Below are 17,958 nucleotides of genomic sequence, written 5' to 3'. Positions count from 1 at the left end.
CACTCTTCATTTACCTTAAACGTTATTTTATCACCTTATGAAAAAGTTCAACATCATGTGGATTACCTTGTATATACACGATATCATGCTGTTTTAAAGTTTCTTCTGGGCGTATGGCGTCCAAAATGTCATCTTTTCGCATAATGCCCAGAATGTTGATGCCATAGTTAGCCCTAAGTTTTAAATCCTTTAATGGTTTGCCTAAAAACTTATTGCTATCCGATGTTATTTTTAAACAGGTGATATGAAATTCCGGATGGTTTTTGGCCTTATAGGTGGTAGCGCGTTTTTGGTCGTCCTTAAAGAGTTGGTAATTATCCGCCCGTACTTTTTCCACAATATGTTCAATATCGTCCTCGGGTATCAAAAAGTTTTGCAGTACCCTGGAGAAGATCTGTACCGAGGTCTCAAACTCTTCGGGTATAACGATATCCGCTCCAAGGGCTATGAGTTCCGAGGTTTCCTTTACATACCTTGTCCTCACCACAAGGTAAAGTGACTCCGAATGGGAACGCACGTTTTTTATAGCAATTTTGGTCCCTACATTATCCGATATGGCAATCACCGCTACCCGTGCATCAGAAAGGTGGACTTTTTCTAAAATATGGTCCTGTGTGGCGTCGCCAAAAATAATGGGTACTCCTTTTTTGCGTTCCCGTTTTACCGTTTCGGCGTTCATTTCAATGGCCACATACGGGATATTACTGTCCGCCGCTGCCTTGGCAAGATTACTTCCGTTAATACCATAACCGATAATGACAAGGTGGTTGTTCAACTCTGTTCCCGGAAGTTCCTCTAGTTCTGGATGCTGGCTTTTATTGTTCAGATATCCCAATTTTTGGGAAACGCCAATGAATTTATTGGCCATGTTTTCGGAGAAAATAATCACAAAGGGCGTAAGTAACATGGATACAATGGAAACGGACAAAAAGTATTGGTTCGTTTCTGCATCCAGCAGGTCGTATTGGATACCTACTTTGGAAAGGATAAATGCAAATTCGCCTACTTGAAAAAGTGAAAGACCTGTAAGAATCACCGTTTTTTTCGGATATTTTAACAAAGCCACCGCTATGGATGCGGCTAAGGATTTGATTACGAAAACGGCAAGGAGCAACAGTAGAATAGTAGGAATATTATCAAAGAAGAACGTTAGATCCAACAACATGCCTATGGAGACAAAGAAGAAACTGATAAACAGTTCCCTAAAGGGCAATATTACGCTTGTGGCTTGGTAACTGTATTCCGATTCCGAAATAATAAGACCCGCCATAAATGCTCCTAGTGCCAGTGAGAGTCCGGCTTCCGAAGTTATAAAGGCCACCGCAAAACAGATGGTGACCGTTAGAAGTAAAAATAGTTCCTTGCTATTCGTCTTTGCTACGGCATGCATGAGTTCCGGGACTACATAGCGTGCAAGTAATACCGTAAGTACGATAACAACGCCCGTTTTTAATAGTAAACTTAGTATGCTAGTGGTTAAATCTCCAGATTCTCCAGCGATCAATGGGGTTATTAGCATCATAGGAACCACGATAATATCCTGAAATATTAAAATAGCGAGGGCGTTTCTACCATGGGGAGTATTCATTTCGTGTTGATCCTGTAGTGTTTTTAACACAATGGCGGTACTGGATAACGAAAATAAAAACCCGATAAATACGGATTCGTTCCAAGAATTACCAAGAAAGTAGTAGATAAGACCCGCAGCGGCCAGGGTAATTCCCATTTGTAAAAAACCACCCAAAAAAACGGTTTTCTTTATGGATGCCAGTTGTTTAATGGACAGTTCCATACCGATGACGAACAGTAGCAGGATTACGCCAATTTCGGAAAGAATCTCTACCTGCTCAACTTCCTTTACCAAACTTAAGCCGTAGGGGCCAATAATGACACCGGCGATTAAAAACCCGATTACGGAAGGTAATTTAAGGCGTTGAAGGATAAATACGATGACCACCGAAAACACTAATAGCACCAATATGTCCTGAAGTAATGGGATTTGTATAAGCGGTAATATCATTTGTAGCATTTATTAAAAGGGTAAAATTAAACGAAAAAAAGGGAACAAATTCGGCTATGTAAAAGAGATATCAGGCTTTTTTTGTCCTTTGGGCCAAAGCAGAACGTAATGGTTCCGGTAGAAATACCAATTTATGTTTTAAGTGTCGTATTAAAAATTTGAATTATTATTTTCTCAGTTTAGGAATGAAATCCAAGCATAGCATTGGCTACGGTTCTATTCTATGACGACAAAGGGGTAAAAAACAAACTGATTTTATGCGGAATCTAGACTTTAAATTGGTACACTATGTTAAAGTACATCATTTAAAGGAAACAAAGTGTTTTTGTTGTACCAGAGGTAAGTATTACCATTTCCCAATTGAAAATAAGCCGATAAATTATGTCTTTCTACATCCTACTTCAAAATAAAAATAAGCCGTGGCTAGGCTATGCCTAATTTTTCTTTCACGCAGGCCAAAAATACTATTCAATTTCTTTGGCTGAATTTTAAACGCGAACCGGTATAAGGGTATAGGTTAGCTTAGGATTATTGCTGAGGAAATTTCTTTTGACCAACCTTTTTTGATACTCTAGCCCAAAACGCCAACAAGGATACCGAGGGCTAGTTTTAAGCTGGAATGGTATGGTCAATAGAATTGCCATGCCTATCTTTAGAACAGGAGCTTTTGCCGTAAGAATTCGTCATACTTGGGCAAATCAATGTAGGTGTCCGTATCGTTCCACTAATTTATTTTTTTATGCGGATGCCCAAGGGTGTCGCTATATCATTTTACCTAAAAGTTCCTTCATCATCTTGGCGGCCAGATAGGCGGTCATATCCTGAAAATCCCGATCAGGATTGTATTCCACGATATCTGCACCAACGACTTCCGTTTTTATTCCTTGTATAAGGTTGATTACCTGCCTAGAAGTGAGTCCGCCAGGTTCGTGATGCGAAACACCGGGAGCAAAGGCGGGATCAAAGCCATCCATATCCAATGAAATATAGAGCGGATTCTCAAATTTTGGAATCGCATCTACATCTAAGTTCCGCATTTCATGTATCTCTACCCCATATTTTTTTGCCTGTGCCGCTTGGTGTGGGTTCAAGGTCCTGATTCCTACTTGAACGAGTTTTACGGCAAAGCCATTTTCCATAATCCTTGCAAAGGGGCAGGCGTGGGAATAGGGGTCGCCTTCGTATTGGTGGTATAGGTCCGCATGGGCATCGATATGTAAAATATCCAGTTTGGGGTATTTGTCGTGATATGCCTTTACAATGGGAAAGGTAACCGAATGGTCCCCGCCCAAGGAAAGGATTTTGTTGTTTGTTTTTAAGTGCTCACGGGTAATCTTTTCAATATCAAAATAGTCCGAAATTTTAAAATCCCCTTTATCCGTAATTGCTTTGTGTTCTATGGAAATACCGTTTTCGGAATACAGGTTCATAGCATCGTTATAAAGTACTTTCCGGATTAAGGCAGGTGCTTTTGCAGGGCCTTGTTGAAAAGAAGATTTGGCGTCCCATTGTAGGCCTTGGATTGCTATGTTGTTCATGTTGTTTTCTTGTTATCGATTAATTCAGAATGGCTAGGTTGGGTTTTAAGTTTAGAACTATAGCTCTAGCTGTGTATATGCCCGATTTGTTTCCAAGTTACGAGTTGAATATCCTTTTGGTGAAACAATGCTTTGTGCTGTGGGTTTGAAAAAAAGTCAAGATCTATTTGTCTCCATTCCGCTCCAAAATTAGGATGGTCTACCGTAATACCACGCATTTCATCATCGTTATATGCTGGGTGAATCAAAAGCACATTAAGCCCTGGAACCAATTCTTCCGCTGTATTGGCATAGTAATCACTAAGTTTTCCTGTTTTGAAAAGCTCAAAGTTGCCAATGAGAATATTTTTGGTCAACAGGTCCTTAGGGCTAATTGTGGTTTCTGGGTTCAATCCTGTCATGGTTATTAGCTGTTTGTTGATCATTAGCGGTAGTTTATATTTTGCACCCAGGGCTTTGTAGCTATTAAAAAAAATTTCATCTGCTCCAACACTGTACATGTGTACATCCAAATGCGTTGGTTGTAACCCGAAACGTAGTGCTTTTTGTACTTGCGCATCCAGTTCCTTGACAACGTGTTCCGGTTTGGCGTTGGCCCTAAGTGCTTCCCTTGTTTTAAAGAAATGGCCGTGTTCGTCTACCAAACTAGGGACTTCCGATAGCGGTGCAACCGGCCCGAATCTATAATTTTTCCACTCACAGGTAAGCGTTAGATGTATGCCGTAATCAAAGTGGGGATTGTTCTTTGCAAAAACCGCCATTTCATAATACCAAGGGCAGGGCACCATAATGCTGTAGGAATTTACAAGCCCCGCTTCTAGGCAGGTTATGGTTGCCCGGTTATGGGAATGGGATAGGCCGGCATCGTCTGCATGTATGATCAGTAGTTTGGTTTGCTCTTGGTATCCTAACTGTTGTGCGATGTTCATGTGGTTTTTTTTAGGAACTATTAATACTAATTGTACGCGTTTACAATGTAAAGAAAAAAATGGGTTTTAGCTTTACTTTGGCTGGTAGCTATGTTAGGATAATCAAGGCAGAGCTACTGCCAAGCTATTGTTTGTGTATCGGTTATATGTGCTACTTTATCGGTATGGCATGAGCGCCTGGCTTCCGCCGGACAAGGAAAGAAATTTCACCAGGCTATAAGCTGTGGCCCTTGTTTTACTTGCTTAATCGGTTCGGTAAGATATTGATGCTTGTGCGAACAAGGAATGGTCTTCGAATGTGTTTCACAATGATTTTAATACCTGATGTTTTATTGGGTCAAAATACGGATTTTAAAAGAGTTTTTCGGTTGTGTTAATAGTACACATAACTTTCGTGTACCAGCAAGTTTTGTGCAAATCAAAAACCGCCAACGCCTTACAACACCTTCTTCCTCTCAAAAGCGTTCTTCCTCACATAGGCCAAAATAGCTGTTATTACCCCTATCGCAATCAACACATAAATAAAGCTAGGAATGGGCACGGGATCGCCAGAGGCATAACTGTGCAGGCCGCTGAGGTAGTAGTTGACACCAAAAGAGGTCATGACGATCGAGGCGAAGGCGAACATGCTCACCATATTTAGTACATATCGGCTCTTTAGCGCAGGGATAAAGCGCAGGTGCAGTACAATGGCATAGATGATAATACTAATAAGCGCCCAAGTTTCCTTGGGGTCCCAAGCCCAGTAGCGGCCCCAGGATTCGTTGGCCCAAACGCCGCCCAAAAAGGTGCCGATGGCCAATACAAAAAGACCAATGGTCATGGCGATTTCATTGATATAGGTAATCTCCTTGATCTTTACGTTAATGACCGCTTTTGTGGCCTTTGTGCGCACAATATAAAGTATCAAGGCCATAAAACCTAAGATGGCGGATAGGGCCAAGGGCGCATAACTGCTTACAATGGTGGCCACGTGTACTTTTAGCCAAAAGGATTTGAGTACGGGCATGAGGTTGGTGATTTCGGGACTTAGCCAGTCCAGATAGCTAACGAACAGGAGCGCACCTGCAAATAGCGTTGCCAAGGGCAAGGCAAAGTCCGATTTTCTAAACGTCAAAAGTCCGCAGAGTACCAATGTCCACGCGACAAAGACCAGCATTTCGTAGCCGTTGCTCCAGGGGGCGTGCTGTGCCACGTACCAGCGTAAAATGATATTGCCGGTAAAGAGTATAAACCCTATAAGTGTCGCAATAATAAGGAGGTTCCAAGCAACATCGATGCCTTTTTTCTGGGTGAATATTTTTATGATTGCCAAAATCAATAAGAACGCGCCCAGCGCAAAATATACCTGAAACAGCCAAAAGTTGAGGTTCAGCTGGTTGTACCACAGTTCTGCCTCTACCCGCTGGTTACCGGGGATGATTTCTTCGCCCAAAACATCTTGGAAGGTTTTGATATAGGCCAATTTATCGCTTGCCGCTAGCCAGTCCTTATTATTCACATCCTTATAGTAGTTGGGAATGATCTGTTGGGCAAACTGGCCGTCTTCCCTAGGGAAATCCTGAAAGTGGTGCGTATGGCTGTGCCAGGTATTGTTATCGTCCAGGCTATTAGGGAATATCTTCAAATAATTGCCCGAAAACACATTAAAAAGAATGTTGAAACGCTCATCCACATCCAAGACTTCGTTGTCAAACTCACTGCGCTCCGCAGGTTTCTTTTTGTTGGCTGCCTCGACCACATCGGCCAAGAGGTATTTGCCCGATTCGCCCAAGAGGCCTTTGAAGGAAACCAGTCCGTCCTCGCTAATGTCCAAACCTTGAAAGAGTTCACCTCCCTTATCCGCATCGACCTTTATAATCGGAATAAATTGCCACAGGTTGGAGGCCGCCTGCATGGCCAAAAAGGTCTGGTTGGCATTAAAACGGACACTTTTACCTTTTTCGGTATAGATAAAATAAGATTTTCGGGACAGTTTTCGCAAGAATTCCGAGGCCAAGGTGTTTATCGGTTTTATTCTGCCATCGAGATCTTGCACCATCAACCTACCGAACATATCGGCATGTTGTGTGTCTATGGTCTGCTGGGTAATGGTCTGTAGATTTATGACGGGTTCCTGTGGCGCCTCCATTTGTGCTTTTGCGCTAAATGAAAAACCTAGGGCAAATAGTAATACGGCCGTATTTTTTAGGGCCTTTAATTTTTTGTTGATCAGGGTAAACCGACTTGCTTTCCCAAAAAGGGTAAAGAACATACCTACCATCATTAGGAAATACCCCAGATAGGTTACGTAGGTTCCCACGGCGTCATGGCTTACCGCTAAAACGGTGCCTTTCTCGTCCGTATCATAACTGGCCTGAAAAAAGCGATAGCCGGCATGGTCCAGTACATTGTTCATAAAAATGCGGTGCGGGGTTTTTGTCTCGCCTTCTATAACCTGTACCTCGCTTGCATAGGAAGATGGACTCGTAGAACCGGGATAGCGTTCTAGCTGAAAATCGTCCAATTGAATGGAGAAGGGCGTGGTAATGGGTTCCGCACCATAGGAGAGCGACAGGTTTACATCATTGACGGTAATCTCATGTTTGGTAGGTAAAAAACCTTGACGGTAGAGTAGGGTCACGGTTTCCGTTTGGTCGCCCACGGTAACGTTCACCACTAGGGCATCGTCCTTTTGCTCGTCGTTGTCCTTTATTTTTTCGGCAGAACTTACCAAACCAATTTCTCCGCTGGGGTGATAGGTAGTGGGAACAAAGGAGGCATCGCCGTCGCGGTACAGGGTTTTTAATTGTATGGTGTGCAAGGTGTCCTTTTTTAAGGTACTTGCCGTTTCCGTAGCCATTACGAAAGAACTGAGGGTACGGGGCGAATAGAGGCTGAACACCCCGTCTTTCTCTTTAATATTGATAACGTCCGGTTCATCAACATCAAAGCCTACCAAGTGGCGGTGCTCGCCAATGGCCTCGATTTCCCCTTTTTCCAGAAAAACGGTTTCCCTACCGCTGCCCGATGAAACCACCATCTGTATCATGGGTTTTCCGTTGGGGGCGTTGTCTATAATTTGGGGAACCGCATCGGCTACAAATTCGTTATAGGATATGATAACGGGTTGCTCGTTAAAATCGGTCGCAATGGTAAAATCGTTATCACTTAATGGGGAAAAATTAAGGTGTTCCTTTACCATTTTTACGGTGCCGTCCTTGGACATGTGGGCATGCAGGTAATTGGCATCCGAAATAATGGTATTGCTGGCCTTCCCCTCCCTGATACGCATAACGCCACCGTAAGAGATGTAACGGGTAATGCCTGCGCCCAATAGCACTATGATAAAGGATAGGTGGAATAACAATATGGGCCATTTTTTTATGGTCCATAGCTTGTACTTGAACGTGTTCATTAAAAAAGAGACGCCTAGGCCTACCTGCACCAACTCAAACCACCAGGCATCATAAATGAGTTTCCAAGCGGTAGCGGTACCAAAATCGTTCTCTATAAAGGTGGCGGCACCCATGGCAACTGCATATACAAAAAGCAGTACAACGGCCAGACTGGGCGAGGCCAAAAAGCGGTATAATTTGTTCATAATTGGGTAAAATATAAAGGTCGTTCAAAAAACAATACGCTATCTTTTAAACGACCTCTATGTACTATTGGTTAAAATACTAGCTACTATACATTAATCGTTCGCCGTGGAAACAACGGTCTTGGCATCGTCCATTTTGGCCTCCCGTGCCTTGGCTTCTTCCAACCATTTTGGCAATACGTTTTCTTTGAAATTGGCTTTTGCGGCATTTTCTTTTTGCATGTCCAGGCCAATATATTCCTGGGCTTTTGCTTTGGTAGAAAGGTCCGGCATATCAATAGGTTTGTTGTGGCCCAGTTCCGCCAGCATACGTGCCAGTTTTACACGGGCTTCCTGGGCTTTTGCCAAGCCGCTACCTATGACCCTTGCAATTTCTACAGGTGCGTGAAACGAAGCACCATGTGATGCCGCGGAATAATCCCAACGCCATTGCGCATGGCGGATATCGGTAAGGATAGGTTTCATCTGTTCCTCCGTTGCACCTAAGTTCCAGCATTTTTCGGCTTCTAAGTGCGCACTTACCAATAGGTGTTCCAATTTTTCCCGCGTCTCGGAAGATTTACGCTGTCTTTCATATACGTTTTCTATCAATTTATTGGCATCCTCCCTATGGCAAACCTGGCAGGCATTGGAGACGTTGTTAAGGGGGGACTGGATGTGGTGGTCCGTAAATTTTTGTCCGCCTTCACTCTTATACGGCATGTGGCAATCCGCACAGGAAACGCCCCGATCTGCATGTACTCCGGTCTTAAAGGTTTCGTAACCTGGGTGTTGCGCTTTTAGCATGGGCGCCCTACTTAATTTATGTGTCCAGTCGGTAAATTCAATGGCATCGTAATAGTTTTCCATATCCTCCACTGTCATACCGTCTTTCCAAGGAAAAGTAAGATAGGGAACGCCCTCTTCGCCGGGTCTGGTCTTGTCAAAATAGTACTCTACGTGGCATTGTGCACAAACTAAGGAACGCATTTCGTTATGTGTAGCTAGGTTGATGTCCTCTCCCATAGCGTCAAAAGCCTCTACAAGCGCAGGTCTTGTAATACGCAGTTTCATGCTTTTTGGGTCGTGGCAATCGGCACAGCCAATAGGATTGACGACTTCGGATACATTTTCGGCGAAAGTGCCACTGTAAAACTCGGCCACCCCGATCTCGTTCATTAATCTGGGTACATCCGGACTTTTACAGGTCCAGCAGGTAGCGGGCATGGGGCCGTCGTCCTTTTCTTGTGGGCCTCCGGTGCGTAAGGAATTATGTACATCGTCAACAGCGTAGGCATGACCTCTGCCTTGGTTGTAATCCTTTGAAAAGCCATAGCCGGCGAATAGAATAACAAAGGCTGGATATTCCTCAAGCATGTCCGTCATTCCAGAACCACCTTGGTAAGACCGGAAGGTAGTGTCCAGGGTCTGTAGGGAAGATTGATATTCCAAGGGGAAATTTTCGCCCCATACCTCGTTTCTGGGTTCGTTTTCCGCAATGTTCACTTTAGGAACATATTGGTATTTTGCCTCGGATTTTCTATTGATAATGCTCGAAGCCAAAAGTCCAAGCAGGAATACCACTACGATGGTTACGACAAACAATACTTTATTTTTCATCTTCTCTGTATTTTAATTTTTTAGTTCTTCTTCCAACCAAGAAGGTATGACCGCTTCTTCCCTATCTGTGGGTAAGGGTGCCAGGTTGTATTTTACCGTGGTAAGTCCGCGCACCTTGCCGTGCGGTACATGGGTATGGCAGCTCCAGCATTGCCTGCCGGTCCTGCTTTCATCATGACCTTCCAGCCAGCCGTCATATTTGGTCTGGGTCACTTGCTGTACATGGCAACGGATACAGTTTTGTTGTACTACCGCCTGTGAGGCTTCTTTTGTTTTTATGACATCCGGTTCTGCCCGTGCCGTAAAGACCGATGCGTGGTAGAGGCCATCTTTGGCCTTGAAATAGTATTTCGTAAGCACATTGTCGTGTGGTACATGGCAATCGTTACAATTGGCCCATTCGCGGTGCGAACTTTTCATCCAACTATTGTACACCGGAGTCATTACATGGCAGTTAACGCAGGCCTGGGGGTCGTCCGATAAGTAAGAAGTAATCTTGGCCTCATGGGCTATGAACATACCTATGCCAATGACCACGGCGATAAAAAAACCTGCGGTTTTCCTCCATTTTCCACTTTTGGGCAATATGTTAACGTTAAATTTCAATTCTCAATTTTATGTTAATGAAATAGCTACTTTATTTTAAATCCTATATTTCTTTTGTTTTGGTCTCTTTAGCGCTGTACAATTAGTCCTTGCCGCTTGTAAAAAGCATCGGTTTGATAGTTAGTTGAGCCCACGCCCAATTGTTGGTATTGTCGTTTGGTCGTGCACCCTTGATGAGGCTCATACTTTCCGATGCGAACATGTGGGAGTAGCCAATATTCAGTTTTACCGCCTTTATCAATTGTTGCGTGTAGACCAGATCTATCTCTGTTCCCAGATATGCATTCGCATTGTTGCTTAGTTCTGCATTGGCTCCAAAATAATGGACTTTGGTGAGTAAGGTCGATTTTTCACCGGTCTTAAAAACTGCTTTCGCGTATAGATCGTTAAGTCCTACATTATTGGCATGGTTGCCCACATAGAAATAATCCATAAAACCGTTGAACTTGTGATTGGTGCCGTAAAGGGGAAAGAAAGACTTGTTTTTGGAATCCCCATCTTGATCGGTACCGCTAAGTACTTCGAATCCTAATCCAAATAGGACGCTGTTGGGCTTGTAGTTCGCTTCCAAGGCCAGATTATAGGAACTGAGGTCAGTGGTACCGTTGGATTTTCCGCCTTGGTAGTAGGCCGAGCCAATAAAGTTTAGGGTACTGATTGGAAATTTAAAATGCGAACCAATGGTCTGTCTGTAAAAAACACCATCCGGTACCGTATTGGTGGCATCCGTAAAATCTTGAAAACCGGTGTTTAAAAGTAAAAAGCTGGCCGATGCGCTCTCCCAAGTTTTCTTTAAGTAAGCGTATTGCATCGCTTTATAGGTAAAGGCACCTTGTAAAAAGAAACCGTTGTTCTCGAAATTGGTTCCTTCTTGGCTAAATGCAAAACCTATATCAGCGTTAAAGGTACCCTTATGGTACTTTAACAGCGCCGCATCGTGAAAACGACCCTGCATTGCCCAATCCAGCTCACCAAAAATACGTTGGTCGTCATAGGAAATAACTTGGCGGCCCAGTTTGGTAGACCAATTTTCGTTGAAACTATAATTTACCCAAGCCTGAAACAAGGAAAAAGAGTTATTCCTATCCGTGGGATCTATTTGTCTGGTGTCTCCCCATACGCTTACATCCTGCACATTTATCGCCATGGTAAGCTTTTCCATCCGATAATCGAAATTTAAACGGGAACGTTGCACCACAAAAGCGGCGGGATCGGTGTTGTCCGGAAAAAGGTTTCCAAACCCATGTCGGTACTCAAATCTTGGGCGTATGTCCGCACTAATTTCCAATTGGGAAAAAGCTTCTTGTACAAAGCCAAATAGTGCAATAAAAAGAAAAATTTTAAGTAGTGGTAGTTGGTTGTTTTGTCTCATCACACCTTCTTTAGAAGTATGGCACAAAGGAACAGAATAGTGCAGGGGAAACTTATGACAATTGTCATATTTTCAGTTCCGGCTAATCGATTTGTAAGCTGTTTTTGATTAGTCTAGAGTGCTATGAGATTAAGCTAAACGGAGCTTGACGGCGTTACTCTATTTTAAAAAAAGAATGTTTTATTGGAGCAAATTTTCTTGAAAAAAATATGAAACGCTCTTATTTGGCAGGTCGTTTTCCGCTATTGTGGAAAGTTTTTGACCATTATTTGTGCGGTTGTTATAAGGTTTCCAAGGCATACTTCTTGTGCTTGATTCAAAGATTTTCATTTTTAGTCGATATGCGATTGGAGCAGGCTAAGTAGGTATATTTTTATATGGACCAATGAGGTCCATAGGCCGTCCAACAATTCAAAATGAAACCAAAAAAAAGAGGGCCAATTGGCCCTCTTTTTTGAATATCGATTGTATAAGGTATTTACGCCCTAGCTGTCAAGGATTTAAAGAAAACAAACCCAAAACCCAAGAACAACATTAAGTGAAACGGAAACAATCCAAAATCGTTTAATGGAATAGCACTATACATACCAAACAGGAAGTACACCATTAAGGCGAACTCCAAGATCATATTAGGGGAAAGTTTCTTGGTTAGGTATTTATTGCCTTTCCAGCTCTCCGTAAGGTTGTTAATATTGAATTTTGGTGTGCGAACAAATTCGCTTCTTTTACCTATATGTCCTTCCAATACGGCTATGGAATTGTGTAAAGAGAAACCAAGGGCCACGGAGAAAAATGTAAAGAACAATCTGATGTAATCTACAAATTTGTTGAAACCACTTCCTTGAATGCTCTTGTAGGTAAACCAATAACAAACAAAAAGGATTAAAGTACTTATAATAAAGAAACTCGTAGCCTCGAATACCCAAGCCAAATGACCGTACATATTTTTAATGTATAACATGGGAATACTTAAAAATGCCACGATAAATACACAAAGGAACATGGAACTGTTCAACAAGTGCATAACTCCGTGAAATTTTGTTTTAAAGGGAATATTCTTTGCAGAAACAACGCTTAGCACGGTTTTTCTAAAGTTCTCCGCACCACCTTTGTTCCATCGGAACTGTTGGGACCTTGCCGCGCTGATCACGACAGGAAGTTCTGCGGGTGTTTCCACGTCTTCCAAATATTTGAATTTCCAGTTCTTTAACTGTGCACGGTAACTTAGATCTAAATCCTCTGTTAAGGTATCACCTTCCCAGTTCCCTGCATCTAGGATACACTCTTTTCTCCAAATACCTGCGGTACCGTTAAAATTAATAAAATGCCCTTTGGCGTTACGTCCAACCTGCTCCAGGGTAAAATGCGCATCCAGTGCAAAGGCCTGTATCTTGGTCAAGGTAGAATAATCCCGGTTAATATGGCCCCAACGGGTCTGTACAACACCTATTTCTTGGTCCTTAAAGTAAATGACGGTTTTCTTTAGCCAATCCGGGGCAGGAAGAAAATCGGCATCGAATATCGCGATAAAATCACCTTTTGCAATCTCCAAGCCTTCCTTTAAAGCACCTGCTTTGAATCCTGAGCGGTCTGTTCTACGAATGTGCGTAATGTCCAATCCTGTCTCTTTTAAAGCAGCTATGCTTTTAGCGGTATCGAGGACAGATTCATCCGTAGAATCGTCCAACACCTGTATTTCCAGTTTGCTTTTAGGGTATTCTATCTTGGCAATATTCTCCAAAAGACGCTCCATTACATACTCTTCGTTGTAGACGGGGAGCTGGATGGTTACGAACGGGATTTCTTTTGGGTCCAACAAGTTGTATTTGGGGGCCGTTTGATTTTGTCTTTTTTGTCCCAAATAATTTACTAATAAATTTAGTTGGGCCAAGCTATAAAAGAAAATCAACAGCAGCGAAATACTGTAAATTGCAATAATGATGTAAGCAATGGTTAGTGCCATATTATTTTAAACTGTATTTAAATATCCAAGTCAATATTTTTATGCCGGCAAATATACTGCCTTTTACGGTGCCGGACACCTTAGAAACACCAATTCTTTTTTTGTAACGTACTGGTACTTCGGTATATGTCATTTTTTTTCTCAAAACCTTCAGCTGCATTTCTACCGTCCACCCATAAGTCTTGTCCTCCATCTCCAATTCTTTGAGTTTTTCGTACTTAATGGCTCTAAACGGACCTAGATCCGTAAATTTTGCGCCAAAAAATAAACGCATTAAAAAAGTGGCCAACCGGTTGCCAAAAATCTGTTGTGGAGTCATGGAACCTTCTTCCCTTAACTTTTGTACACGAGCGCCTACAACAAAGTCGATGTCATTTTTTAAAATGGGAGCTACCACCTTATCCAATTCTTCTGGATAATCGGAGTAGTCTCCATCGATAAATACGATGATATCGGGTGCTTTGGACTGTTTGGCTACATAATCCAACCCTTTAAGGCAGGCGTAACCATAGCCTTTCCTATTTTCCGATAGTACCGTTGCACCAGCGTTTTGAGCATTTTTTACAGTATGGTCCGTGGAGTTGTTGTTTATTACGATTATTTCAGATACCGATAAGGGTAACTCGTTTATAACTGGACCAATGGAATCTGCCTCGTTAAATGCGGGAATGATTACTGTGATAACTGCCATTACTTTAAGTCGGACATTGAATTATCTTTTCTAAAAGCACCGAAACTGGACCATTCCTTAATTTTTTTTCCATTTTTATATTTTTCGGCAGAAGTCAATTCGTTATCTATATATTTTAGGCAAAACCCGTTTTTTACTCCTTTGTTGAGTTGGCATTTATGGTTGATACGACCTTGTTTGTCATAAAAAAGCCACCAGTTTATTTTTTCTCCATCTGCAAAATGGCCCTCTTGTTCCCGTACACTATGCTTACTGTAGAAATACCAGTATTTTTCTTTTTTACCATATTCATAATGCCCTTGGGAAGAAAGTCTTCCGTTTTCATGGTAGAATTTCCAATAGCCGGTCTTAACGTTAAACCGCAGCCAACCTTCGGATTTAAGCTTGCCATTTTCATAGTAGGACTTCTCGTAGGTGTTGTCTTCTGGAACCGTAGCCGACAGCAAAACAAAGGCCAATAGGATGTATATTCTTCGAAACACGGTTTTTGTTTTAATAGGTCGAAGGTATTGAAAAATACTAACATTTGTTTTTGGACTCGTGGTAAAGAAACAAGATATTAAGGCTCCCTGTGCGTAAAAACAGTTCTTTTTTCAATGCTGTTTCCTACTATCATTTTTTATTTTCTAACCGTTAAGATCTATTTCTCGTTCATCAGCTCTATTAAGTCCACATCATTGCCCAAAAGCACTTGGGTGGGATTTATGCGCCCTTTTTCCGGACCGTTTTCCAGTTTTAAGACCCCTCTAGGGCATACTGCGGAACATACTCCACAGCCAACACAACTAGATCTAACAATGTTTTCTCCTTTTTGCGCGTACGCCCGAACATCTATTCCCATTTCGCAATAGGTAGAGCAATTACCGCAGGAAATACATTGTCCGCCATTGGTGGTAATTCTAAATCGAGATTTAAACCGTTGCACAAAACCGAGATAGGCCGCCAAAGGACAACCGAACCGGCACCAGACCCGGTTACCAAAAATAGGGTAAAACCCTGTGCCGATGACGCCGGCGAAAACCGCTCCTATCAACAAACTATAGGTACTTTGCACACTTGAAGTTTTAATACCCAACACAGTACCCGTTTCTGCAAAGAAACTATATAAGGTTAGTCCGGTCATGACTACTGCGAAAACAAGAACACCATGTACCAACCAGCGTTCCACTTTCCAAGAGAAGAGCGATTTGCTGGAGTGTTGCCGGTAAGGGTCTCCCAAGGTTTCCGCTAAACCACCGCAACCACACACCCAAGAACAGTACCAGCGTTTGCCAAAGAAATATACCATTACGGGTACGATGACCAAGGTGAGCAAAACGCCCCAAAATAGAATGAATATACCAATGCCGCCACTGGCCAAGAGCGATTTTAAGTTCCACTGAAAAAAGAAATCGTAATCCAACGGAAACGCATTTTTAAAATCATAGTAGGGCATTTGTAACCGTACCATGATTTCAGGAATAAGAAATGCAAATACGATTTGGAAAAACAGTACCGATGTGGTACGAAACACTTGGTAGATGTTATGCCGGTATTTTATGTACATCCGAACCGCCATTACGGTCATTACTACACAGTACATAAATCCATAAACGAACCAATGTCCTGCAGGGTTTCCGCTCAGGCTTTCGCTAATGGGGTCTACCAAATAGGTCCAGTTTACGGCATACTCCGAACGGAAGTATAGAATCAAATAAAAACCCACTAAAAAGATAAACACCATCCAGGCGACCCACCCTTGGTTGGTACTGCTTTGGTGGTATATGCCGTCATTTTTAATGCCTTTTTGTCCCAAAAGAATTACATTGGGAAGAATAAACATAAGCGATCCTATAATACCTAGGCCAAAGGTCAAAAACCACATCAAACCTTTATTTTCGACTAGAAACCCAACGCCCGATTTCTTGCCCAGCTCCGCGGCCATATCATGCGGGCCGGTGTAAATGATTTTTTTGTACTCCTTGTTTTTTCGATGTGATGCATTGGCCAGTTCCAGCGCCTCGGTTATTTGTGGGGAGAAGGCCATCATCCCTTCAAAAGTTGTCCCTACTACCTTCGCTTCTATTTCAGAAACGAAGAGTTCGCTCTTGATTTTTTTTGAGGCCACAAACGCTGCAAAGGTGTCCGAGCTAAGTTTATAAGTACCGATAACCGGAAGTATCGTAAATATGGCCAGCCCTATTAGAAATATAACCAGTCCTATGTTTTTTATTGCTTTCATAAATATCTGTAATTAGTATGCCCACGCTTGTGCCCAACCTGTTTGGATTAAGATGGGGATCTCCTATTTTCTTAGTTTGCCCCGCTAAAGATCCGTGTCCAGCTTTTGTTCTTCGTAGCGATGTTCGTTCCTTGCTCTTTATTGTATTTGGTAACAATTTCATCCTCGTATGCTTTATAAAACTCCGGATCAAAATTGGCGTCTTTCAGGTATTCCATAACGTGGTCTACACCTCTTTTTTCCGTGAGCCAGCGGTCAAAAACTTCGTGCCGCATGCGGATTCCAAAAGTGTTGATGCCTAAAAACAACTTAGTTTCTTGGTCGTAGGCTATCGTAATGCAGATTTTTTCTTTTTGGTGGCGCCAGTGAAAATGTTGTTCGTTGTCTTTTTTAGAACGCTCGCTAAACACCCATCCGTAGGTTTGGTACTCTACATCCAAAAATTTGGCAGAGTTGAACCAATGCCCTGGCTTATATTCCGTTGGTTTACCACATAAGGTTTGTGCCAAAGCCTCGCCCATCATACGGCCGGTGTACCAAACGGCCTCTATGGGTCTGCGGTTGCCAATGGCCTCATGTTGTTCTGCACAATCTCCAATGGCATAGACATCTTTTGCGCTGGTTTCTAGAAGCCGGTTTACTTTTACGCCCCTACCAAGTGCTAAGTCGGAAGACTTAAGAAAGTCGATATTGGGGGTTACTCCGGCCGTTAATCCCACTACATTACAATTGATCGTGTCGCCTTTGTCGGTGGTTACGGCCTTGGCCCTTCCATGTTCATCGGCTATGATCTCTACCAAATTGGTGTCCAAACGTAAATCTATATGGTGTTCCAGAATGTGCTCGTTTATAAGGGCAGATTCCCCTGCGGGCAAAACACCGTTCCAGAAACTTTTTTCGCGTACCAAAAAAGTAACGGGTATTTTTCGGGATCGGAGCATTTCTGCCATTTCAATGCCTATGAGTCCGCCACCAACGATCACTGCTCTTTTGCAGGTTTCCTTGTTCGGTGCATTCTTTTCCAGCTCATCCAGATCTTGTTTGGAGTACAGCCCTTGTACGCCTTTTAAATCCTGTCCGGGCCAGCCAAATTTGTTGGGTTTGGAACCTGTTGCAATAACCAGTTTGTCGTAGCTGATTTTAGTTCCGTTGGATAAAACAACGTTCTTATCGGAGGTTTCTACCTTGTTCACAAAGCCGTTTACCAAGTCTATCCGGTTTTTTTTCCAGAACCAATTTTCATAAGGCTGTGTGTGTTCAAATTTCATGTGTCCCATATACACGTACATGAGTGCTGTACGGGAGAAAAAATAGTCTGTTTCGGCAGAAATAATGGTAATCTTATGGTCGGATAGTTTTCGTACATGGCGTGCCACCGTAACTCCGGATATGCCGTTTCCAATAATAACAATATGGTTCATAAATTGGTTTTGTTG

Annotated in this window: 12 protein-coding genes; all 12 read right to left on the bottom strand. The window is 42.6% G+C overall.

Going from position 1 to position 17,958, the window contains the following annotated elements:
- Window positions 1-22 precede the first annotated feature (22 nt).
- The 12 genes from ACFQZJ_RS15320 to ACFQZJ_RS15265 all read right to left on the bottom strand — a co-directional run bounded on the left by ACFQZJ_RS15320 (window position 23) and on the right by ACFQZJ_RS15265 (window position 17,943).
- On the bottom strand, window positions 23-2,020 hold the full coding sequence (locus ACFQZJ_RS15320) for a monovalent cation:proton antiporter-2 (CPA2) family protein (RefSeq protein ID WP_379935749.1): 1,998 nt from the start codon (window positions 2,018-2,020) through the stop codon (window positions 23-25).
- A gap of 761 nt (window positions 2,021-2,781) precedes the next feature.
- The gene (speB, locus tag ACFQZJ_RS15315; RefSeq protein ID WP_379935748.1) at window positions 2,782-3,558 is read right to left on the bottom strand and encodes an agmatinase; all 777 of its coding nucleotides are present in this window, start codon (window positions 3,556-3,558) and stop codon (window positions 2,782-2,784) included.
- A 65-nt stretch (window positions 3,559-3,623) separates the two neighbouring features.
- Window positions 3,624-4,487, bottom strand: a complete 864-nt coding sequence (locus ACFQZJ_RS15310; protein WP_379935747.1) for a polysaccharide deacetylase family protein — start codon at window positions 4,485-4,487, stop codon at window positions 3,624-3,626.
- A 436-nt stretch (window positions 4,488-4,923) separates the two neighbouring features.
- Entirely contained in the window at window positions 4,924-8,070 is a 3,147-nt protein-coding gene (gene ccsA, locus ACFQZJ_RS15305; RefSeq protein WP_379935746.1) for a cytochrome c biogenesis protein, read from the bottom strand.
- Between the two features lie 93 nt (window positions 8,071-8,163).
- Window positions 8,164-9,669, bottom strand: coding sequence for an ammonia-forming cytochrome c nitrite reductase (gene nrfA / locus ACFQZJ_RS15300; RefSeq protein ID WP_379935745.1), 1,506 nt, complete (start codon window positions 9,667-9,669; stop codon window positions 8,164-8,166).
- Between the two features lie 12 nt (window positions 9,670-9,681).
- Window positions 9,682-10,275, bottom strand: a complete 594-nt coding sequence (gene nrfH / locus ACFQZJ_RS15295; RefSeq protein WP_379935744.1) for a cytochrome c nitrite reductase small subunit — start codon at window positions 10,273-10,275, stop codon at window positions 9,682-9,684.
- Between the two features lie 82 nt (window positions 10,276-10,357).
- Window positions 10,358-11,647, bottom strand: a complete 1,290-nt coding sequence (locus ACFQZJ_RS15290) for an alginate export family protein (RefSeq protein WP_379935743.1) — start codon at window positions 11,645-11,647, stop codon at window positions 10,358-10,360.
- A gap of 478 nt (window positions 11,648-12,125) precedes the next feature.
- Complete coding sequence (locus tag ACFQZJ_RS15285; protein ID WP_379935742.1) at window positions 12,126-13,610, bottom strand: cellulose synthase family protein; 1,485 nt, start codon at window positions 13,608-13,610, stop codon at window positions 12,126-12,128.
- A gap of 1 nt (window position 13,611) precedes the next feature.
- Window positions 13,612-14,301 (bottom strand): glycosyltransferase family 2 protein, encoded by a 690-nt coding sequence (locus tag ACFQZJ_RS15280; protein WP_379935741.1) that lies wholly within the window; start codon window positions 14,299-14,301, stop codon window positions 13,612-13,614.
- Complete coding sequence (locus tag ACFQZJ_RS15275; protein ID WP_379935740.1) at window positions 14,301-14,783, bottom strand: toxin-antitoxin system YwqK family antitoxin; 483 nt, start codon at window positions 14,781-14,783, stop codon at window positions 14,301-14,303. The genes ACFQZJ_RS15280 and ACFQZJ_RS15275 overlap by 1 nt, the downstream gene beginning before the upstream one ends.
- Window positions 14,784-14,941: 158 nt before the next feature.
- Window positions 14,942-16,522: a 4Fe-4S binding protein gene (locus ACFQZJ_RS15270; RefSeq protein ID WP_379935739.1), complete on the bottom strand. Its 1,581-nt coding sequence runs from the start codon at window positions 16,520-16,522 to the stop codon at window positions 14,942-14,944.
- 71 nt (window positions 16,523-16,593) lie between these two features.
- Window positions 16,594-17,943 (bottom strand): NAD(P)/FAD-dependent oxidoreductase, encoded by a 1,350-nt coding sequence (locus ACFQZJ_RS15265; RefSeq protein WP_379935738.1) that lies wholly within the window; start codon window positions 17,941-17,943, stop codon window positions 16,594-16,596.
- Window positions 17,944-17,958 lie beyond the last annotated feature (15 nt).

The sequence above is a fragment of the Maribacter chungangensis genome, assembly GCF_042676845.1.
Taxonomy (GTDB): Bacteria; Bacteroidota; Bacteroidia; order Flavobacteriales; family Flavobacteriaceae; genus Maribacter; species Maribacter chungangensis.
This window is presented reverse-complemented; position numbering and strand designations above follow the sequence as displayed.